The organism is Cupriavidus nantongensis, from assembly GCF_001598055.1.
Classification (GTDB): domain Bacteria; phylum Pseudomonadota; class Gammaproteobacteria; order Burkholderiales; family Burkholderiaceae; genus Cupriavidus; species Cupriavidus nantongensis.
Window position 1 is genome coordinate 2,183,246 of record NZ_CP014845.1, and the last position, 21,072, is coordinate 2,204,317.

The following is a 21,072-nucleotide window of genomic DNA, read 5'->3' on the forward strand; positions in this document are numbered from 1 at the left end:
AACGGGCCATGCTTGCCGCCAAAGCCCGCACCGCGCGTCGTTGCTTTCACCACGACGCCCAAACCTTGCGCCTTGACGCCGCACCCGCGGGATGGGCATCATTCGGTCTTTTCTTAAATACGAATTATTCGCATTTGTATTTACATTCATATACAGGCCTGCCTGTCTTCCTGCTGTTCCCTATGAGCTGCCAAGTCCTTCGCGCCGCGCGTGCGCGCGCACGCCAACCCCGCCATTTCGCCGTGCTGGCGCAACTTGCCGTGCTCGCCGGCTTTCCGTCGACGGCCGCGCTGGCGCAGCAAGCGGCGGCGCCGGCCGATGCGGCGTCGCTGCCGGCGGTGACCGTGAGCGCGTCGGCAGTGGACGACTCCGGCCTGCAGCTTGAGAAAAAGGCCAGCACCGGCGCACTGGGTTCGCGCACGCAGCTGGACACGCCCTACTCCACCACCATCGTCACCGGCGAAGACCTGGCCGAGCGCCAGGTGGCCAAGCTCGGCGACGTGTTCACCATGGACGCGTCGGTCAGCGACAACGGCAACGGCTACAACAGCTGGTCCAGCTACCTGAGCGTGCGCGGCCTGCAGATCGACTGGCAGAACGGCTTCAAGATCAACGGGCTGCCGTTCATCGCCTACGGCATCACGCTGCCGTACGAGCACATGGAGCAGGTGGAGCTGCTCAAAGGGCTGCCGGGCTTCATGTACGGCTTCGCCACGCCGGGCGGCATAGTCAACTACGTCACCAAGAAGCCGACCGACACCTTCACCGCGTCGTTCGAGCTGGGCTACCGCGCCGCCAATGTCTGGAGCGAGCACATCGACGTGGGCGGCCGCGCCGGCCCGGACAATATGTTCGGCTACCGCCTGAACGCGACGCATGAGGAAGGCACGCCCTACAACGCGCGCAACATCCGGCGCGACAGCGTGTCGCTGGGCCTGGACGCGCGCCTGACCAAAGACCTGACCTGGACCTTCGATTCGATCTACCAGGACCGCCGCGCCACCGGCCAGATGCCGTCGTTCAGCCTGTGGAGCTATGGCGATACGGCGCTGCCGGGCGCGGTGTCCGGGCGCATCCTCAACTTCGCCGGCGCCGACCAGCACCTGAACACCAACCTGCAGCTGTACAGCACCGGCCTGCGCTACCAGATCAATCCGGACTGGGCGGTCAGCACCAGCTACAGCTTCACCAAGGTCAACCGCAGCCGCAATGAAAGCACCTACAACCTGCTGAACCAGGCCGGCGACTACACCGACCAGCGCTACGACACCGCGCAGAACCAGCAGGTGGGGCAATGGCAGGCGATGCTGGAGGGCAAGTTCCGCACCGGCCCGTTCGGGCATCAATTGGTGGCCGGCCTGTCGTGGCAGAAGCAGATCGACCGCTATGACAACAACGGCTTCGGCGCGGTCATCGGCACCGGCAATATCTTCGCGCCCAACACCAATACGTATTACAGCTCGACCGCCTTCAACAAGGTGCGCAACAGCGACATCACGCAGAAGTCGGTGTTCGCCAGCGATACCGTGCAGCTGAGCGAGCGCTGGTCGGTGCTGGCCGGCCTGCGCGTGACCAACTTCGAGCAGAACGGCTATGTGCCGGTCACCTCCAGCTACAGCAAGAACGGCGTGGTCACGCCGACGCTGGCGTTGATGTTCAAGCCGGTGCCCACGGCCACGGTCTATGCCAGCTATGTCGAGGCGCTGGAGCCGGGCTCGATCGTGCCGGACGGCTACACCAACGCGCGCCAGCTGCTGAGCCCAATCCGAAGCAAGCAGTATGAAATCGGCGTCAAGGCCGACCAGGCCAAGTGGAGCGCAACCGCGGCCGCCTTCCGCATCGAGCGCGGCGCCGAGTACGACAGCATCAGCGGCGGCGTGCCGACGCGCCGGCAGGATGGCACCTCGATCTACCAGGGGCTGGAACTGGCGGGGGTGTATCGCCTGGGCTCGCAATGGGAATTCGGCGCCAGCGCGATGTATCTCGATTCGTACTACGACAACGGCGTGGCCAACAGCGGCAACCGCGTGGCCGGGGCGCCCGGCTTTATCATGGCCGGACGTGTCAGCTACCGCGTGCCGTTCGTGCCGGGACTGCGTGTTGGCGTCGATGGGAAATACACCGGCAGCACCAAGCTCAATGCCGGCAATACGCTCGACGCCGGCGGTTACACGGTGTTCAACCTCGGCGCCAGCTACAGCACGCGGGTTGCGGGCAAGGACCTGACGCTGCGGGCTGCGCTAAACAACGTGACCAACAAGCGGTACTGGGGCTTCCAGTACGAGAACTACATCCAGCCGGCGGATCCGCGCAGCATCAGTTTGACGGCGAAGATCGCGTATTGAAGTTTTGCCGGATGCGCGCAACAGGACCCGCTCTTCGGAGCGGGTTTTTTGTTGGTTCATGTTGTGCTTGGGGTGGGGCGGTTGGATGGGTTGTCGTGCTTGGCTGGCGTGGCTGTTTCGCCGGCGCAGCCGGCGACCTACTTCTTGGCCGAGCGCCAAGAAGTAGGCAAGAAACGCGTCGCCTGTGCGGCTGGCAATCAATTCCACGGTGTTGGTGGTTCGGGCGGTGGTGATTTCCGTTTGGGCGTGGTTGCCCGTTCGACCCTGCTACGCCATGTGAGTCAGGGGCAGTGCCTTCGATCACCCACTTTTGAACGATCCCAACAGGGTGTAGGCAGCCTGCTGCTGGCGCTATCGGTGGGACGCCTTCGGCTGCGCAGCGCGCGCTCCCTATCTCAGGTCTACTGCTCTGGCACGGAGTGCGTCGCTGCGCTCGCACGCGCTATCGCTGGCGAGCCCAAAGGACTTTTCCCTTCCGCCTGCTTGCTCCCCGCCTGCGGGAGAAGGGCCGGGGGTGAGGGCCGGAGCATCCACGAAGTCACCCGCATCAAACCCCGCTACTCACAGTCCCCGCTTCCCACCTTCCGGGAAAACGAATGTTGACAATCACAAATCCGTGATCTACAACATCGTCTACACACTCAATCAATTTTGTAGACAATTTAGTAGACACACAAACACCCTCCCCCGGGCGCGCCGCACAGAGCCCCAAAGGGCCGCGCGTCGCCTATCGTCAAGACACACATCTGCCAGGAGACTCAGATGATGCAAACCACCGCAACACCCGCCGACGCAGCGCCGGCGCAGGGCGGGCATGCCGCACACGGCAATGCCCTGATCAAGCCCAGCTATGACGAACGCCTGACCAACGAGGACCTGGCCCCGTTGCGCAAGCAGACCTGGGGCACCTACAACATCTTTGCGTTCTGGATGTCCGACGTGCACAGCGTCGGCGGCTATATCACCGCGGGCAGCCTGTTCGCGCTGGGGCTGACCAGCTGGCAGGTCCTGGTGTCGCTGCTGGTGGGCATCGTCATCGTGCAGTACTTCTGCAACCTGGTGGCCAAGCCCAGCCAGGTGACCGGCACGCCTTATCCGGTGATCTGCCGGGCCTCGTTCGGCGTGCTCGGCGCCAATATCCCGGCCATCATCCGCGGGCTGATCGCGGTGGCGTGGTACGGCATCCAGACCTATCTCGCGTCGAGCGCCTTCCTGGTGCTGGCGCTGCACTTCTTCCCGGGACTGGCACCGTATGCCGACGTCAAACTGCATGGCTTCGCCGGCTTGTCGGCGCTCGGCTGGGCCGCGTTCATGGTGCTGTGGGTGCTGCAGGCGCTGGTGTTCTGGACCGGCATGGAGACTATCCGCAAGTTCATCGATTGGGCCGGCCCGGCGGTGTACGTGGTGATGATCGTGCTGGCGATCTGGCTGGTGAACAAGGCCGGCTGGGAGAACGTCAACTTCACGCTGAGCTTCGTCAAGTACACCGGCTGGGAAGCGGTGCCGGTGATGCTGAGCGCGATTGCGCTGGTGGTGTCGTACTTCTCCGGCCCGATGCTGAACTTCGGCGACTTCTCGCGCTACGCCAAGGACTTCAAGTCGGTCAGGCGCGGCAACTTCTGGGGCCTGCCGGTCAACTTCCTGGGCTTCTCGCTGCTGACCGTGATCACCACCTCGGCCACGCTGCCGGTGTTCGGCAAGCTGATCACCGACCCGGTCGAGACCGTCAGCCATATCGACAGCACCTTCGCCATGCTGCTGGGCGCCTTCACCTTCATGACCGCGACCATCGGCATCAATATCGTCGCCAACTTCGTCTCGCCGGCGTTCGACTTCTCCAACGTGTCGCCCAAGCACATCAGCTGGCGCACCGGCGGCATGATCGCCGCGGTGGCTTCGATCTTCATCACGCCGTGGAACCTGTACAACAACCCGCAGGTGATCCACTACACGCTGGACGTGCTGGGCGCCTTCATCGGCCCGCTGTTCGGCATCCTGATTGCCGACTACTACCTGGTGCGGCGCCAGCATGTCGAGGTGGATGACCTGTACACGCTGAACCCGCGCGGCCGCTACTGGTACCGCAACGGCTTCAACCCGGCGGCGGTGGCCACCATGATTCCCGCGGCCATCATCCCGATCCTGTGCGTGGTGGTGCCGGCCTGGCAGGCGGCGGCCAACTACAGCTGGTTTATCGGCATGGGCATTGCGCTGGTGCTGTACCGGCAGCTGGCGCCGCGCATGATGCCGGGGCACCTCGGCACACGCGCCGCGAGCCAGGCCTGATTCCACCCTCTATGTCCACTGCACGAATTCGATCGCACCGAACCGAGCCGCATCCATGAAGCTGAAGATCATCAACCCCAATACCACCCAGAGCATGACCGACAAGATCGGCCAGTGCGCCGCCGCCGTGGCGGCGCCCGGCACGCGCATCAGCGCGGTCAGCCCGCGCATGGGCCCGGCTTCGATCGAAAGCCACTATGACGAGGCCCTGTCGGTGCCGGGCATCCTCGACGAGATCCTGGCCGGCGAGCAGGAAGGCGTCGATGGCTACGTCATCGCCTGCTTCGGCGACCCGGGCCTGTACGCCGCGCGCGAAGTGGCGCGCGGGCCGGTGATCGGCATCGCCGAGGCCGCCATGCACATGGCCAGCGTGGTCGGCAGCAGTTTCAGCGTGGTCACCACGCTGGCGCGCACCTGCAATATCGCCTGGCACCTGGCCGAGCGCTACGGCATGAAGCGCTTCTGCAACAACGTGCGCGCCTGCGACCTGCCGGTGCTGGAGCTGGAGCGCCCCGGCTCCGATGCGCGCCGCATCATCACCGAGGCCTGCCGCGTGGCGTTGGCCGAAGACCGCAGCGAATGCATCGTGCTGGGCTGCGCCGGCATGACCGACCTGTGCGACGAGATTGCCGACGCCATCGGCGCGCCGGTGATCGACGGTGTGTCGTGCGCGGTCAAGCTGGCCGAGGCGCTGGTCTCGGTGCGCCTGGGCACCAGCAAGCGCGGCGATTGGGCGCGGCCGCTGCCCAAGGCCTATGCCGGCATGCTGGCCCCCTATGCCCTGAACTGAACCCCATGTCTTCCCGCACTTTGTCCGCTTCCACCACCATGCTCCAGTCCCGCTATCCCCGCGATCTGACCGGTTACGGCGCCCGCCCGCCGCACGCCCGCTGGCCGGGCGGCGCGCGCATCGCCGTGCAGTTCGTGCTCAACTACGAAGAAGGCGGCGAGAACTGCGTGCTGCACGGCGACGCCGCCTCCGAGCAGTTCCTGTCCGAGATCGTCGGTGCCGCGGCCTACCCCGACCGCCACATGAGCATGGAGGGCATCTACGAATACGGCTCGCGCGCCGGCGTCTGGCGCATCCTGCGCGAGTTCGAAAAGCGCGGCCTGCCGCTGACCATCTTCGGCGTATCGATGGCGCTGCAGCGCCATCCGGAACTGACCCGCGCCTTCGTCGAGCTGGGCCACGAGATCGCCTGCCACGGCTGGCGCTGGATCCACTACCAGAACATCGACGAAGCCACCGAGCGCGAGCACATGCGCATCGGCATGCAGATCATCAAGGAGCTGACCGGCGAGCTGCCGCTGGGCTGGTACACCGGCCGCGACAGCCCCAACACGCGGCGCCTGGTGGTCGAGCACGGCGGCTTCCTGTACGACTCCGACTACTACGGCGACGACCTGCCGTTCTGGACCGAGGTCGAGGTCACCGGCGGCGAGAAGAAGCCGCACCTGGTGGTGCCATACACGCTGGATTCGAACGACATGCGCTTCGCCACGCCGCAGGGCTTCAACACCGGCGAGCAGTTCTTCCAGTACCTGAAGGATGCGTTCGACGTGCTGTACGACGAAGGCGACCCGAGCGGCCAGGACAGCCCCAAGATGCTGTCGATCGGCATGCACTGCCGCCTGCTCGGCCGCCCGGGCCGTTTCCGCGCGCTGCAGCGCTTCCTCGACTACGTGCAAGGGCACGACCAGGTGTGGATCTGCCGCCGTGTCGATATCGCGCGGCACTGGGCGCAGGTGCATCCGTTCCAGGCCAGCGACGCCGCTGCCAAAGCGCGCGCGGCCTGCAGGGAAACCGCCCCGGCCTGACCCCCGTGGCCTCGCTGTCGCCATAGTTGTGTACGATATAGCCGTGTTTCGTCGCCAGTTCGGGCGACAGGCTGAATGTCCGTACCCTGATATGGCAACCACATCGAAGAAGGCGGCGCCCGGCGCCGCCGCCAAAACCCCGCGTCGGGCGGCCACCAAGGCCTCCCCCAAGGCCGCCCCCAAGGCCGTGCCCAAAGCCGCAGCCAATGCCGCCCCGGACGACGAGCCCGGCCAGGAAGGCGCCGCCAGCGAGGCATCGGCCACCGAGGCGATCTACCTGAGCCTGCTCTACGCCATCATGGAGCACCGCCTGCTGGCGGGCACCAAGCTGGTCGAGGAGCGGCTGTGCGAAGTGACCGGCGCCAGCCGGGCGCGCATCCGCCAGGTGTTTGCGCGCCTGGCGCACGAGAAGCTGGTGACGCTGGTGCCCAACCGCGGCGCCTTCGTCTCCAGCCCGAGCGTGGACGAAGCGCGCGAGGTGTTCCAGGCGCGCCGCGTGGTCGAGCCCGCGCTGGCCGCCGAACTGGCACAACGCGCCACGCCCGCCAAGGTGCGAAGCTTGCGCCGCCATGCCATGGAAGAAGACAACGCGCGCGCCCGTGGCGACCGCGCGGCAATGATCCGCCTGTCGGGCGAGTTCCATATCCTGCTGGCCGAGATGGCCGGCAACGCCATCCTCGAAAAGCTGATCCGCGAGATGGTGTCGCTGACCTGCCTGATCATCACGCTGTACGACCGTCCCGGCGCTCCCGCCTGCGCGGAGCACGAGCACCGGCAGCTGATCGACGCGATCGAACAGCGCGATGCCGCGCGCGCCAGCGCGCTGATGGCGGAACACCTGGAACACATCGAAGGCTCGCTTGACCTGAGCATGCCGGACAGCGGCGCGCCGGACTTCTACAGCATCTTCAGCAAGGGCTAGACCCCTACCCTGCGCCCCAGCCGGCATTGCACTCCGCGTCCGGCAGCCTAGACTGGCTGCATGACAAGGCGGCGCGCCAATGCGCCGCAGGGAGGTTCATCATGGCCACCATCGAGCCGCCCGCCGCCACGGGGCGGGCGCCGCTGGCGTTCGCGCGGCTGTATGCGGATGCGGCCGGCGAGTCGCACTTCGCGCCGCTTGCCGTTGCCGTCACCGAGCGCCTGTTCGCGCCCCCCGCGCGCGCGTTCTGGGTATCGCCACTGGAGGAAGCCGCCCGGCAAGGGTTCCTGGTCGTGCCCGCTGGCTGGGTTGGCGAACCACACCCGTCGCCGCTGCGCATGTGGATCTTCGTGCTGGGCGGCGCAATGGAATTCGAGGCGAGCGATGGCGAACGCCGGGCCCTGCCGACAGGCAGCGGGCTGCTGCTCGAAGACACTACCGGCAAGGGCCATGCCAGCAAGGTGGTCGGCACTGCCGACGCCACGCTGGCCGTGGTGCAGCTGCCGGTGGCGCCGGGTTAAAGCGCATGACCACGCCCGAGCCAGCGGCATCCTCCAGGCCGGCCCCGCAGGTGGTGCCCACCGGTTATCGCCAGGGCATCATCACCGCCATCACCGTGCTGCTGGGCTTTTCGCTGGGGTTCTGGCGCTTCTGGGGCTTCGAAAGCCCGGGCGAATGGGACTGGCGTTCGCTGCTGGCGGCGGTGTCGCTGCTGGCCGCGGTGGTGCTGCAGATCGTCGCGCTGTTCCGCGCGCTGCGCGTCGAGGACGATGCGGTGCCGGAGTATCGCAAGACGGTGCGCTGCTTTATCGCCTCGGCCATTGCACTGGTAATTGGCCTGGCCGCGGCGATGATCGATGCGGCGCTCGAACCATAGCCCTTACGGCCCGATGATTTCGATACTGTCTACACGGTCGGGATAAAACGACAGGTACGCACCGATCGCCGCAACGGCGGCATACGGCGCTTCATAACTCCAGACCGCATTGCGCCCGCGCTCGCCGCCGGCCGGAATGGAGAAGTAGCTGCAGTCGCCCTTGTACGGGCAGTAGGTGGCATGCGCGCTGCGCTCGAGCCGCGCCATGTCGACATGTTGGCGCGGGATGTACTGCACCGGCGCATAGCTTGCCTCCTGCAGGGTCAGCGCCGCATCGCTGTCGGCAATCGTAATGCCGGCCACCCTGACCACCACCCTGCCGGCGGTCGGCGTGATGGTGATGGGATGGTCGGGGCCGGGGATCCTGACGGGCTTGTCGGTCATGGTCGTCACTCCTGCAGGGCATTGCCACGGTGGCTGCCGGCCATTCTAGGCGCCTGGCGCGCAGCCTGCAGGGTCGTCATTCGGCCTTGACGTTCGCCTTCTTCACCAGCGCGGCATAGCGTGCGGCTTCGCTGCGGAAGAACGCGGCGGCGGCCTCGGGCGTGCCGGGCTCGATCACGGTGCCCTGCTTCTTCATCGCTTCCAGCACTTCGGGCGAGGTGAAGGCTTTGGCAAAGGCATCGTGCGTGCGCTTGACTTCCGCCGCCGGCATGCCGGCCGGGCCGATAACGGCGAACCAGCCGGCGACGTTGTAGCCCGGCAACCCCTGTTCGGCGATGGTGGCGATGTCCGGCGCGGCGGCGCTGCGCTTGTCGCCGCACAGGCCGATCGCGCGCAGCGTGCCTGCCTTCAGGTGCGGCGCCACCGCGTTGAGCGCGACCACGCCCATTTCCACCTGTCCGGCCAGCAGGTCGTTGACCATCGGGCCGGTGCCCTTGTACGGCACATGGCGTGCCGTGACGCCCGCTTCGTCCAGGAACATCTCTCCCGCCAGGTGGATGATGGTGCCGTTGCCCGACGAGGCGTAGTTGTAGCTGTCGGGCTTCGCCTTGAGCAGCGCCACCAGTTCCTTCACGTTCTTCGCCGGCACCTTGGGATTGACCACCAGCACCAGCGGCGTGGTGCCGATCACGCTGATCGGGGTCACGTCCCGGATGGCATCGAACGGCATGGTGCGGAACACGCTGGGGTTGATCACGTGGTTGTTCGACACCAGCCCGAGCGTGCTGCCGTCGGGCTGCGCCTTGACCACCGCGGCGGCGCCGGTGATGCCGCCGGCGCCGGGCAGGTTCTCGATCACCACCGGCTGGCCGAAGGCCTTGCCGAGCGCCGGGCCCGCGGCGCGCGCGATGTTGTCGACGCCGGAGCCGGCGCTGATCGGCAGGATCAGGCGCACGGGCTTGCCCGATCCGCCCTGGGCCAGCGCTTCGAGGCCGGGGACGGCGAGGGTGGTCGCGAGCGTGGCGGAAAGTGCCAGCGCGGACTTGAGCAGGGTGCGACGTTGCATGCTTTGTCTCCGTATCGTTATCGTGGGGCTTAGATGGTGCCGCTGTGTGGTGCCGCTGTGCCGCGGCATAGCCCTCAGGCGCTTGCGCGGCGGTCTTTGCCGAGCCGCGCCAGGATCTCTTCGTTGTGCTCGCCGGCGCGGGGCAGCGGGCCGCGCACGCCGGGGCGGCGGCCGCCCATCAGCAGCGGCAGCAGCACCGTGGGCGTGGTCGAGCCGTCATCGGCCTGCATCGGCACCAGCCCGCCGCTGGCCAGCAGGTGCGGGTCGTCGAGCAACTGGTCCGGGCGCACGATCGGCGCATAGGGAATGCCTGCGGCTTCGAGCTTCGGCGCCAGGTCCGCGGAGCGATGGTGGCGCAGGATCGCACCGAGTTCTTCCAGCAGTTGCGGACGCACTGCCACGCGCGCGGCATTGCTGGCGTACTCCGGCTTGTCGATCAGTTCCGGATGCTCGAGCACGCGGCACAGCGTGACGAACTGCTTGTCGCTGACCGCGCCGATAAAGAGCTGCTCGTCCTGCGCCAGCGTGAACACGTCATACACGCTCCACGCCGACACGCGCGACGGCATCGGCGGCGGCGGCTCGCCGGTCATGGCGAATTGCTGCATGTGCTGCGAGGCCAGGAACACGCAGTTCTCGAACAGCGCGCTCTGGATTTCCTGCCCCTTGCCGGTACGGTCGCGCTCGCGCAGCGCGGCCAGCACGCCGATGGCGCCGAACATGCCGCCCATGATGTCGTTGACCGAAGTGCCGGCGCGCAGCGGCCGTCCGCTCGGGCCGGTCATGTAGGACAGCCCGCCCATCATCTGCACCACTTCATCCAGCGCCAGCCGGTGCTCGTACGGACCGGGCAGGAAGCCCTTGTGCGAGACGTAGATCAGGTGCGGGTAGTCGCGCGACAGCGTGGCGTAGTCCAGCCCCAGCTTCTGCATCAGGCCGGGGCGGAAGTTCTCCAGCAGGATGTCGCTCTGGCCGGCCAGTTCGGCGGCGGCGGCGCGGCCTGCATCGGTGGTGATGTCGAGCACCACGCTCTTCTTGTTGCGGTTGAAGGCGCGGAAGAAGCCGATGCCCAGCCCCGGCAGGTTGCGGGTCTTGTCGCCGCCAGGCGGTTCGACCTTGATCACCTCGGCGCCCAGGTCGGCCAGGATCATGCCGCAGGTGGGGCCCATCACCATGTGCGTGAATTCGACCACGCGCACGCCGGCAAGCGGCAGGGAGTTGCTGTTGTCTTGGGTCATCTCTGGTCTCAGGCAGCGGTGGCCACGGGGCGGGCCGCGTAGGTCTTGGGCAGCCCGGCGCGCCACAGCGTGCCGTGCAGGGTCTCGTCGCGCAACCAGCCGGCCACGTCTTCGCGCAGCGCCAGCAGGCGCCCGATATCGATGCCGGTCTCGATGCCCATGCTGCCGAGCAGGTAGGCCAGGTCTTCGGTGGCCACGTTGCCGCTGGCGCCGGGCGCATGCGGGCAGCCGCCGATGCCGGCCAGGCACGCGTCGAAGCGGGTCACGCCGGCGTCGAGCGCGGCACAGGCATTGGCCAGCCCGAGCCCGCGCGTGTCGTGGAAATGGCCGCACCAGAAGCGGTCGCCGGCGATATCGACGGCACGCGCGAACAGTTCGCGCACCATGCGCGGATCGGCATAGCCGACGGTATCGGCCAGGCTGACGCGGTCAGCGCCGGCATCGAGCAGCGCCTGCATCAGCCGCAGCACTTCTTCCGCATCGACATGGCCCTGCAGCGTGCAGCCGAATGCGGTGCCGACGCCGCCTTCGATCAGCGTCTTCGCGCCGCTGGCATCGCGCGCGGCGCGGATGCGCGCCACTTCGGCAACGACTTCATCGGGCGTCTTGCGCAGGTTGGCCAGGCTGTGCGCATGGCTGGCCGACAGCGGCACGATCATCAGGTCGGCGCCGCTGTCGAGCGCGTCCTGCGCGCCGCGCAGGTTCGGCACCAGCACCGAGGTGAACAGGCCCGGCAGCGTGCGCGCGAACGCGACCAGCTCGGCGGTATCGGCCAGTTGCGGCAGCAGGCGCGCGGGGACGAACGAGCCGACTTCCAGCTCGCGCAGGCCGGCGGCGTGGGCGCCGCGGATCCATGCGAGCTTGCTGGCGGTGGGGAGGATGGTGCGGATGCTCTGCAGACCGTCGCGCAGACCGACTTCGCGGATCACGGCGCGGCTGGGGAAAGGATGGCTCATGGTTCTCCGGGACGGTTGGGACGTCCTTCGGTGGGGCGATGGGAAAACTCTAAGAGTTTCTGCGGCAAAGCTGAAACGATGATTGGCGAAGCCATACATTCCGGAACGGAAAGTCACCGGGCTGACCTGCTCCGGCTTCGGGATTTCCCATAAAGCGACGTCACCGGGCCGACAAGCGGCGTAGCATTCCCATCCGGAAACACTGACGCCCCCAACCATGCGAGACCTCGACCTCACCACGCTGCGCCTGTTCGTCGCCGTCTGCGAAACCCGCAATATGGCGCGCGCCGGCGAGCAGGAACACATCGTCGCTTCCGCCATCAGCAAGCGCCTGGCGCAGCTGGAGGAAACCGTCGGCGCCACGCTGCTGGAACGCCGCCGCCGCGGCGTCATCCCCACGCCTGCAGGCGAGATCGTGCTGGCGCATGCGCGCGCCATGCTGGCCGCGGCCGACCGCGTCACGCGCGACATGGCTGACTACGGCTCGGGCGTGCGCGGGCAGGTGCGGCTGTTGGCCACGGTATCGACCATGGCGGAATCGCTGCCGGACGACATCGCCGCCTTCATGCAGTTGCCGGCGCACCGCGACGTACGCGTGACCATCGAGGAAAGCCTGAGCAGCGAAGTGGTGCGCGCGCTGCGCGACGGCACCGCGCCGCTGGGCATCTGCTGGGACGCCGCGGACCTGGAGGGCTTCCAGACCCGCCCCTACCGCGCCGACCACCTCGCCGCCGTGGTCTATGCCGGGCATCCGCTGGCGCGCGCGGACAGCTGCCGGTTCGAAGACACGCTGGACTACGACCAGATCGCCATGCCGGCGCAGACCGCGGTGCAGATCATGCTGACGCGCTATGCCGCAATCCTTGGCCGCCGCATGGCGCATCGGGCCGTGGTGTCGACCTTCGACGCTGCGCTGCGCTGCGTGCGCGCGGAACTGGGCATCGTCATCATCCCGGCCGAAATCGCCACGCTGGTCGCCACGGCCTTCGGCCTGCGCGTGATCCCGCTCCGCGACGCCTGGGCGCGACGGCGCTTTGCGATCTGCTGCCGCGACTTTTCGCTGCTGTCGCCCGCGGCGCAGTTGCTGGTGCAGTTCCTGGAGGACGCCGCGGCGAAGGAGGCCGCGGGCGCCGTGCCTGCGCCGGCCCGGGCACGGCGCAGGCGGTAAGCCGCCGCGCAACTTCCTGTGCGTTTCGAGGGTTACCCCGAGGCGTTTTCGCAAGCTTATGTTGCGTGCCGTTGCGTAGACTGGCTTGCGTTTTTCGCCGCCGGCCACGATGGTTGGATAGCAAAGGCCGGGCGAAGCCTGAATCACGACAATGCGCGCCGCCACGGCGCAGGAGCACGCAAATGAACTTCAACGGCAAGAACGTACTGGTCACCGGCGCACGCGGCAACCTCGGGCGGGCGGTCGCGCACGCCTTTGCGCAGGCAGGCGCGCGCGTGGTGCTGCTGGACCGCCATGACGCACCGCTGCCCGAGGCCGGCAGCGGGCACCTCGCGCTGCAGGCCGACCTGCTCGATGCGAACAGTCTCGGCCAGGCCATCGACCAGGCCGTGCAGGCATGCGGGCGCATCGACGTGGTGTGCAACCTCGCCGGCGGCTTTGCCATGGGCACGGGCATCCACGAGACCAGCGCGGCCGACTGGAACCGTCTGTTCGACATGAACGTGGGCACGGTGCTGAACATGGCGCGCGCGGTGGTGCCGCACATGCTGGCCGGGGGTGGCGGCGCCATCGTCAACGTCGGCGCCAATTCGGCGGCGCGCGGGCTGGCGCAGATGGGCGCCTACTGCGCCTCCAAGGATGCGCTGGCGCGCGTCACTGAATCGATGTCGGCCGAGCTGCGCGACCAGGGCATCCGCGTCAACGCGGTGCTGCCCAGCATCCTCGACACGCCCGAGAACCGCCAGGCCATGCCGGATGCAGACAGCTCCCGCTGGGTCGGGCTGGACGCGTTGGCGGACGTGATCGTGTTCCTGGCCTCGGACGCGGCACGCGCCGTGCACGGCGCGCTGCTGCCGGTGGTCAACCGCGCCTGACGCGCGGCCGGCGCGCCGCGGGTGCGGCCGCGCCGATGGCGCTGGCCGCTTCCTGGATCTGCTGGCGCAGCCAGCGCCGCAGCCGGTCGGCATCGGTGCGCGCGTGCCAGATCTGCATCAGGTCGACCCGCGGCAGCGCGAACGGGACCGGCAGCATCACCAGGTCCGGGTCGCGCGCCACCGCTTCCTGCGCGACCGAGCGCAGGCAGGTCAGCAACAGCGCCGAGCCGCGCACCAGCCGGCTCGGCGCCAGGAAGCTCGACAAACCCGCCACCACCGTGCGCCGGTGTCCCAGCCGCGCCAGCGCGCGATCGACCACGCCGTTGAGGTCGCCGGTCAGCGTGGTCAGCAGGTGCTCGCACGCCAGGAACGCGTCCAGGTCCAGGCCGCGCGCGATGCGTGCGTTGGTGCGCGAGGCCAGCACCACGAAGTCCTCGCTGCCCAGCCGCTGCTGGTGGAAGGTGTCGGGCAGGTTCTCGTAGAAGCCGGCGATCGCCAGGTCGCAGGTGCCCTTCTCCAGTTCCTCGCGCGGCAGCTCGCCGCGCGTGTTGTGCGTGACCAGCACCACGCCGGGCGCATCGCGGCGCAGCCGCGGCAACAGCGCCGGCAGCAGCAACTGCTCCATGTAGTCGGTGGTGTAGATGTGGACGGCCTCGCTGCGTGCCAGGAAATCGCGGCCGTCGCAGGCGTCGTAGAACGCATCCAGGTCCGCCACCAGCCGCTGCACCTGCGGCGCCAGCGCATGCGCGCGCGGCGTCGGCGTCAGGCCGCGCGGCGCGCGCACGAACAGCGGGTCGCCCAGTTCGTCGCGCAGCCGGTTGAGCTTGTGGCTCAGCGCCGGCTGGCTCAGTGCCATGCGCGCCGCCGCGCGCGAGGCGTTGCCTTCCTGGTACAGCACATGGAAGACGTAGAGCAGGTTCAGGTCCTTGCCGGCGATATTCATTTTTTGGATGGCAGGCATCGAAGATTCGAAGTTTTCGAATCATAGCCAGCTGCGTAGGATGTTGCCAATGCCGGGGCTGCCCCGGCCGACCGATGGACGCAAACCGGAGCATGAACATGAACATCCTGATGGTGCTGACCTCGCATGACCAGCTCGGCAATACCGGCAAGAAGACCGGCTTCTGGCTGGAGGAATTCGCCGCGCCCTACTACGTCTTCAGGGACGCCGGCGCCGACATCACGCTGGCCTCGCCCAAGGGCGGGCAGCCGCCGATCGACCCCAAGAGCGACGACCCGGATGCGCAGACCGATGCGACGCGGCGCTTTCGCAGCGATGCCGCCGCGCAGCAGGCGTTGGCCAGCACACTGACGCTGGACCAGGTGAAGGCCGAGGACTTCGACGCGGTGTTCTATCCCGGCGGGCATGGCCCGCTGTGGGACCTGGCGGAAGACAAGCGTTCGATCGCGCTGATCGAGCAGTTCGACCGGCTGGGCAAGCCGGTGGGTGCGGTATGCCATGCGCCGGGGGTGCTGCGGCACGTCAAGGGCGCGGATGGTCAGCCGCTGGTGCAAGGCAAGGAAGTCACGGGCTTTACCAACAGCGAGGAAGCGGCGGTGCAGTTGACCGAGGTGGTGCCGTTCCTGGTGGAGGATGTGCTCAAGGCCAGCGGCGGGCGGTTTACGCGCGGCGATGACTGGGCCAGCCACGTGGCGGTGGCCGGGCGCCTGGTGACGGGGCAGAACCCGGCGTCGTCGGAGGCGGGGGCGGAGGCGGTGTTGGGGTTGTTGAAGTAAGGCCTGCGGATTCACGCTCCTGCCGGTTTGCTCCCCTCGCCCGCTTGCGGGAGAGGGGCCGGGGGAGAGGGCAGGCGCTGGCAATATTGACGCGCGCAACTTCGTGGAGGCTCCGGCCCTCTCCCCCACCCCTCTCCCGCGCGCGGGAGAGGGGAGCCTTTGCCCGGTGGTGTCAGCTGTGGCAAGCGGCTAAAGGTGCAAAGCGTCGATCAGGCCCGCATCACTGCGGCACCAGCTCCACCCGCTCCCGGCTCGCCTTCTCCACCGCCTTGCGCGTATAGACCAGCGGGAAATACTCCCCCTTGGCCCACAGCGGCGCCAGGTCACGGTAATGCGGGCTGGCCGGATTGCCCGACTGCCCCGGCGTATTGATCACGCGCGAGGCGTCCCAGTTGCCGACATCGAGCACCATGCGGAACGACGCGCCCGCGGTCAGCCGGAAATCCGTATTGCGGTAGCTGGTGTTCATCGGCGTGAAGGCCGAGCCGCCGATCGGGCCGGCGTTGACGTTGAACTGCTGGCGTTCTGCATCGCTCAGGATCGGGTCCAGCGGATGCGTGAACACGGCGGTGTGGAGCTTGCCCCATTGCCAGGCGCGCGGGTCCGGCCCCAGTTTGGACTCGACTTCGGCCATGGCGGCCTTCAGCGATTCCAGCATCACCGCATTGCGCCGCTCCAGCGGCATCCACGGGCCTGGCTGCTCCAGCACCGCGACCACGCGCGCGGCGTCGCCGGCGCCGACCAGGCGCGCGGCTTCGGGCGGCAGCGCGGCGCGCACCACGGCCTGGCGCAGGTGCTTGCTGAACCAGACTTCGAACAGCGCCGCGGCAGCGCTGTCGGCGCGCTCGTTGCCGTTCCAGCCACGCAGCAATTCAAGGCCGCGGGCCAGCTGCGGGTCGTCGCTGCGCACCTCCTGCAGCAGCGCGACCACGCGCTGCGCCGGCAGCGACACGGTGTCGTTCTGCCACGCCATCGAATCCTGCACCGAGCTGCGCGGATTCGCGCCTACCACCGCCTTCAGCCGGCGCGCGCGCGAGCTGTCGCTCCACTCGTAGCCCACGCCCAGCTTCGCGGCCGGGTGCTCGGGCGGGATGTTGTTTTCATTGGCGGTGACGATATAGCCCGGCGCGGGGTTGTAGGCCCACGGCAGCTCGTCCATGTTGCGGTAGCCGGCCCATTCATAGCGGCCATCGCCGGCCACCGGCGTCAGGCCGTCCCAGTTGGGACGCTTGACGGTCAGCCCGCCCGGGATCCAGCCGATATTGCCGCTGGTGTCGGCATAGACCTGGTTCTCGCCCGGCGCGCCCCAGCGGTTCATGGCGGCGCGGAACTGGTCCCAGTTGCGCGCGCGCATGTAGTCCATCGAACCGAAGTACGGCGCCATGCCGTAGTCCAGCCACGCGGCGCGCAGCGCCCACGCATGCCCGGACCCGGACACCAGCACCGGGCCGTGGCGGGTGAAGTCGAGCGTGACCTTGCGCGGCGCGGGTTCGCCCTTGACCACGATCTCTTCGGTGATGGTCTCGATCGGCTCCCAGCGGCCCTTGTACTTGTATTCGCGCGGGTTGGCCGGGTTCAGCTCGTAGCCGTACAGGTCTTCCTGGTCCATGTAGAAGCGCGTCAGGCCAAAGGCGATGGTGCCGTTGTGGCCGATCGAGATGCCCGGCAGGAACGGCTCGCCGGCGCCGATCACCGACATTCCCGGCGCATTCAGGTGGCTGATGTAGCGCAGGCTGGGCGCGCCGTGCGAGCGGTGCGGATCGTTGGCCAGGATCGGCCGGCCGGTGGTGGTGCGCTTGCCGCCGATGACCCAGTTGTTCGAGCCCAGGCTGCGGCCGGTATCGCTGTTGGCATCGACCGTGGCGTAGAGCTGGTCGAGCGGGATGGCGGCGGCGCGCGCGTCGCCCCAGGCTTCCTTCGGGAAACGCGCTGCGGCGGTGGCCAGTTCGTAGGCGCGGCGCAGTTCGGCCGCGGGCACGGTGCAGGGGTCGATGCCGGGGTTGAGTTTGGTTTCGATCTGCGGGTCGAGTTCGCGGCGCAGCCAGTCGGCGCGCGCGGCCTGCGTTTTGGCCTCGCAGTAGAGGCGGGCGCGGTCGATCTCGCCGGTGAAGTTCAGCGTCAGGCCGTGGTGGCGGATGCGCACGATGTCTTCGGCCTGCCAGCGCGCCGGCTTGTAGTCGAGCTTGCGGAACTCCGGCGGCAGCAGCTCGGGCTTCTGCTCGGTCAGCGCCACGTAGGCGTTCACCCCCGCGACAAAGGCCTCGGCCACGCGCTTGGCGTCGCTGCCGTAGGCCAGCCATTCGCGGTACATGTCGCCGCGGAACAGCACCGCGCGCGCCATGCGGTCGCCGTCGGCATAGGCCGGACCGAAGTCTTTGGCCATCTCGCCGAGCCCGCGCTTGCGCCACAGGTCGATCTGCCACAGGCGGTCGCGCGCGGCCATGAAGCCCTGCGCATAGAAGGCGTCGTAGAGCGTGCCGGCATAGATATGCGGCACGCCCCAGCGGTCGACCAGCACGCTGGCGGGTTTTTCGAGTCCGGGTACGGCAAAGGTCTGCTGGCGGGCAGGCGCTTCAGCCATGGCGGCCGGGATGGCGGCGAGCAGCGCCAGCGCTGCGGCCAGGCGGCGGGGGGTGCGTAACATCAGGTCTCCTCGTGTTGTGATGGCTGCAGATGTCTTGCAGTTCACACCGAAGATAGTGCATGGCCGGCCGCGGCGCGAGTGCCGCGGCCGATCTCCGCACGCCGCGTGGCGTGCCGCAGGCTCAGTAGACGTCGCGCCGGTAGCGGCCTTCGTCGGCCAGGCGGCGCAGCGTATCCTCGCCCAGGATCCCGGCCAGCGTGTCATGGACACCGCCGGCCATGCCCTGCAGGCTGCCGCAGACATAGATGGCCGCGCCGTCGGCCACCCATTGCCGCACGCCATCCGCCTGCAGGCGCAGCGCGTCTTGCACGTAGCGCGGCGCGTTGCCGTCGCGCGACCACGCATGGTCCACGCGCGCCAGCGTGCCATCTGCCAGCCAGCCGGCCAGTTCCCCGGCAAAGAAGGCGTCGTGCTGCGCCGAGCGCTCGCCGAACAGCAGCCAGTTGCGCCGCCGCCCGGCCGCGGCGCGCGCCTTGAGCTGGGCCCGCAGCCCGGCCAGCCCGGTGCCGTTGCCGACCAGAATCAGCGGCCGCTCGTCCGCCGGCGGATGGAAGCTGCGATTGGTGCGGATGCGCAGCGCGATGCGGCTGCCCAGCGCGGCGTGCTCGGTCAGCCAGCCCGAGGCCAGGCCGAGCCGGCTGCCGCCTTCGCCATCGTCGTGGCGGGTCTGGCGCACCAGCAGTTCTAGCTGGCCGTCGCGCGGCAGCGAGGCGATCGAATATTCGCGGTGCGGCAGCGGCGCCAGCGCATCGACCAGCTGCTGCGGCGCGACGCCCTGCATCGCGGCAAGGTGCGGTGCGGGCAGCGGCAGGCGCGTGGCCAGGGCCGCGGCCAGGGTGGTGTCGGCGCCATCGCAGCGCACCGGGGTGGCGCCATCCAGGCCAAGCTGCGCCAGCAGCCGGTCGACTTCGGACGGCGCGCGGCAAGGTCCGATCTCGGCGATGTCGCCGGCCTGCCAGTCGGGCGCCGCGCCGTCCGGGGGCGACAGCACCAGATGGAAGGCCGGCGCACCCTGGCTGCCGGGATTTAGATGATGGCGCTGCGCCAGCCGCCAGTGTTGATAGCGCGGACGTTCCCAGTCGGCGATCTCGGCGCCGCCGCTCAGTGCCGACAGGTGGTTCTGCCAGTGGCGCAGCGCGCCGGCGTCGCCGTTGTCGACTTCGATCAGGTCGAACAGCGGCTGCGCGCGCTGGCGCTGCAGCCAGCCTTCCAGCGCATGACCGAAGGCGCAGAAGCGCGCGTAGCTGCTGTCGCCAAGGGCGAGGATGCCGTAGCGCAGCCGGTGCAGGCCATCGGCGCCGGCCAGCAGGCGGCGGGCAAAACCCGAGGCGCTGTCGGGGGCATCGCCCTCGCCGGTGGTGCTGACCACGAACAAGGCCTGGCGGCACGCTTGCAGGCGCCGCCCATCGACCGCGGCCAGCGACAGCAGCTGCACCGGCATGCCCGCGCCCTGCAGCGCGGTAGCGGTCTGCAGCGCCAGCTGCTCGGCAAACCCGGTCTGGCTGGCATAGACCACCAGTGTCGCGCCGTCTTCCGTGCCGGCCAGCGCCGCCACCCGCGCGCGCCGCTGGCGGTGATGGGCCACCACCGCGCCGCAGAAGCCCGCGTACGCGGCAACCACGCCGGCGGCCATGGCCATGCGCGACGGCCCGAGCACGGACAACGCCACGCCGCCGGCGACGGCCAGCCAGCCCGCGCCGGCGATGGCGGACGACACGGTGCGGCCGTTCATGCCAGCATCGCGGCAAACGCCGGTGAAAGATGTTCGAGAAAACCGTCCGCGGTGCGCACCAGGAAGCGTGCGGCAATGCCATGGCGACGCGCGTGCGCCATGCCGGCGTCGGGGCCCAGCACGGTCAGCGCGGTGGACAGTGCATCGGCCAGCATGCACTGCGGATGGATCACCGTGACCGACGCCAGTGCGTGGCTCGCCGGGTAGCCGGTGCGCGGATCGATGGTATGGGCATAGCGGCGGCCTTCGCTATCAAAGTAGCGCCGGTAGTCGCCAGAGGTGGCTACCGACAGCCCGTGCAGCGCGACCAGCGTGTGCTGCGCGGCATCACTGCCCGGCCCCGGCGGCGCTTCCAGCGCGACCCACCACGGCATGCCATCGGGCTTGACGCCATGGCCGCGCAGTTCGCCGCCGATCTCGGTGAGGTGATGGTCCAGCCCCTGTTCGCACAGGTAGCGCGCCACCGCGTCGACGGCGAAGCCCTTGGCGATGGCACAGAAGTCCAGCGCCACCCCGCCCGGCTGGCGGACGCGCGCGCCGGCGGCATCGACTTCGATGCGGGCCCAGCCGCAACGGCCGCGCGCGGCCTGCACGTCGTCGGGCGACGGCGGCGCCTGGCGCGCCGGGGCCGGGCCGAATCCCCACAGGTCGACCAGCGGACCCGCGCTCGGGTCATAGGCGCCGCCGCTGTCGCGTGCCACCTGCAAGGCGGCCTGCAGCACCGCGAAGCAGTCTGCCGGCAAGGCGTGCCAGCTGCCCGCCGGCGCGCGGTTGAACCGGCTCAGGTCGGAATCCGCTTCCCAGTTGCTCATCTGCGCGATCACGCGCGCGAGCACGGCCTGGATGCCGGCGCCGATGGCACCGGCGGCGCCGGCATCCGCATCCGGCGCCAGCAGCGCCGCCACCGACCAGCTCGTGCCCATGGTGGGCCCGCCCCAGCGCTGCAGGCGCGCTCCGGCGGCGGGCGGGCTGGGCGGCGCGCTCAGCGCAACGGGTACCAGGACGCGGTTCACGCCGTGCAACC

18 protein-coding genes are annotated in these 21,072 nt (G+C 68.7%); 10 read left to right on the forward strand and 8 right to left on the reverse strand.

The window, feature by feature from the left end; all coding sequences use genetic code 11:
- Nucleotides 1-182 precede the first annotated feature (182 nt).
- From A2G96_RS30660 to A2G96_RS30690, 7 genes are all read left to right on the forward strand, one after another.
- Complete coding sequence (locus tag A2G96_RS30660; RefSeq protein ID WP_062803876.1) at nt 183-2,345, forward strand: TonB-dependent siderophore receptor; 2,163 nt, start codon at nt 183-185, stop codon at nt 2,343-2,345.
- Between the two features lie 762 nt (nt 2,346-3,107).
- Nucleotides 3,108-4,631 (forward strand): NCS1 family nucleobase:cation symporter-1, encoded by a 1,524-nt coding sequence (locus A2G96_RS30665; protein WP_062803877.1) that lies wholly within the window; start codon nt 3,108-3,110, stop codon nt 4,629-4,631.
- Between the two features lie 55 nt (nt 4,632-4,686).
- Nucleotides 4,687-5,421 (forward strand): aspartate/glutamate racemase family protein, encoded by a 735-nt coding sequence (locus tag A2G96_RS30670; RefSeq protein WP_018005616.1) that lies wholly within the window; start codon nt 4,687-4,689, stop codon nt 5,419-5,421.
- Between the two features lie 38 nt (nt 5,422-5,459).
- The gene (gene puuE, locus A2G96_RS30675; RefSeq protein WP_062803878.1) at nt 5,460-6,449 is read left to right on the forward strand and encodes an allantoinase PuuE; all 990 of its coding nucleotides are present in this window, start codon (nt 5,460-5,462) and stop codon (nt 6,447-6,449) included.
- Between the two features lie 91 nt (nt 6,450-6,540).
- Nucleotides 6,541-7,371 (forward strand): GntR family transcriptional regulator, encoded by an 831-nt coding sequence (locus tag A2G96_RS30680; RefSeq protein WP_062803879.1) that lies wholly within the window; start codon nt 6,541-6,543, stop codon nt 7,369-7,371.
- A 101-nt stretch (nt 7,372-7,472) separates the two neighbouring features.
- Nucleotides 7,473-7,892: a cupin domain-containing protein gene (locus A2G96_RS30685; RefSeq protein ID WP_062803880.1), complete on the forward strand. Its 420-nt coding sequence runs from the start codon at nt 7,473-7,475 to the stop codon at nt 7,890-7,892.
- A 5-nt stretch (nt 7,893-7,897) separates the two neighbouring features.
- Nucleotides 7,898-8,248 carry a hypothetical protein gene (locus A2G96_RS30690; RefSeq protein ID WP_062803881.1) on the forward strand — a complete coding sequence of 117 codons (351 nt, stop codon included), beginning with the start codon at nt 7,898-7,900 and terminating at the stop codon, nt 8,246-8,248.
- 3 nt (nt 8,249-8,251) lie between these two features.
- Here A2G96_RS30690 and A2G96_RS30695 read toward each other — a convergent pair whose 3' ends face one another.
- From A2G96_RS30695 to A2G96_RS30710, 4 genes are all read right to left on the reverse strand, one after another.
- Nucleotides 8,252-8,632, reverse strand: a complete 381-nt coding sequence (locus A2G96_RS30695; protein ID WP_062803882.1) for a DUF427 domain-containing protein — start codon at nt 8,630-8,632, stop codon at nt 8,252-8,254.
- Between the two features lie 76 nt (nt 8,633-8,708).
- Nucleotides 8,709-9,698, reverse strand: a complete 990-nt coding sequence (locus tag A2G96_RS30700; protein ID WP_062803883.1) for a Bug family tripartite tricarboxylate transporter substrate binding protein — start codon at nt 9,696-9,698, stop codon at nt 8,709-8,711.
- 74 nt (nt 9,699-9,772) lie between these two features.
- Nucleotides 9,773-10,936, reverse strand: coding sequence for a CaiB/BaiF CoA transferase family protein (locus A2G96_RS30705; RefSeq protein ID WP_062803884.1), 1,164 nt, complete (start codon nt 10,934-10,936; stop codon nt 9,773-9,775).
- Nucleotides 10,937-10,944: 8 nt separating this feature from the next.
- Nucleotides 10,945-11,892 (reverse strand): hydroxymethylglutaryl-CoA lyase, encoded by a 948-nt coding sequence (locus A2G96_RS30710; protein WP_062803885.1) that lies wholly within the window; start codon nt 11,890-11,892, stop codon nt 10,945-10,947.
- Between the two features lie 217 nt (nt 11,893-12,109).
- On the opposite strand from A2G96_RS30710, the gene A2G96_RS30715 reads away from it, so the two are divergent.
- A complete protein-coding gene (locus A2G96_RS30715) occupies nt 12,110-13,060 on the forward strand; it encodes a LysR family transcriptional regulator (protein ID WP_062803886.1) in 951 nt (316 codons plus the stop codon).
- 182 nt (nt 13,061-13,242) lie between these two features.
- A complete protein-coding gene (locus tag A2G96_RS30720; protein ID WP_062803887.1) occupies nt 13,243-13,935 on the forward strand; it encodes an SDR family NAD(P)-dependent oxidoreductase in 693 nt (230 codons plus the stop codon).
- On the opposite strand, the gene A2G96_RS30725 is transcribed toward A2G96_RS30720, so the two are convergent.
- On the reverse strand, nt 13,922-14,896 hold the full coding sequence (locus tag A2G96_RS30725; protein ID WP_231909708.1) for a LysR family transcriptional regulator: 975 nt from the start codon (nt 14,894-14,896) through the stop codon (nt 13,922-13,924). The two genes, A2G96_RS30720 and A2G96_RS30725, sit on opposite strands and share 14 nt — an antisense overlap.
- 98 nt (nt 14,897-14,994) lie before the next feature.
- Between A2G96_RS30725 and A2G96_RS30730 the strand changes: the two genes are divergently transcribed.
- A complete protein-coding gene (locus A2G96_RS30730; RefSeq protein ID WP_062804224.1) occupies nt 14,995-15,672 on the forward strand; it encodes a type 1 glutamine amidotransferase domain-containing protein in 678 nt (225 codons plus the stop codon).
- Between the two features lie 220 nt (nt 15,673-15,892).
- On the opposite strand, the gene A2G96_RS30735 is transcribed toward A2G96_RS30730, so the two are convergent.
- The 3 genes from A2G96_RS30735 to A2G96_RS30745 all read right to left on the reverse strand — a co-directional run bounded on the left by A2G96_RS30735 (nt 15,893) and on the right by A2G96_RS30745 (nt 21,061).
- Nucleotides 15,893-18,316 (reverse strand): penicillin acylase family protein, encoded by a 2,424-nt coding sequence (locus A2G96_RS30735; RefSeq protein ID WP_062803889.1) that lies wholly within the window; start codon nt 18,314-18,316, stop codon nt 15,893-15,895.
- A 121-nt stretch (nt 18,317-18,437) separates the two neighbouring features.
- Complete coding sequence (locus A2G96_RS30740; RefSeq protein WP_174549335.1) at nt 18,438-20,048, reverse strand: sulfite reductase subunit alpha; 1,611 nt, start codon at nt 20,046-20,048, stop codon at nt 18,438-18,440.
- A complete protein-coding gene (locus tag A2G96_RS30745; protein ID WP_231909709.1) occupies nt 20,045-21,061 on the reverse strand; it encodes an FAD:protein FMN transferase in 1,017 nt (338 codons plus the stop codon). Before A2G96_RS30745 ends, A2G96_RS30740 begins: the two co-directional genes overlap by 4 nt.
- Nucleotides 21,062-21,072: the final 11 nt, after the last annotated feature.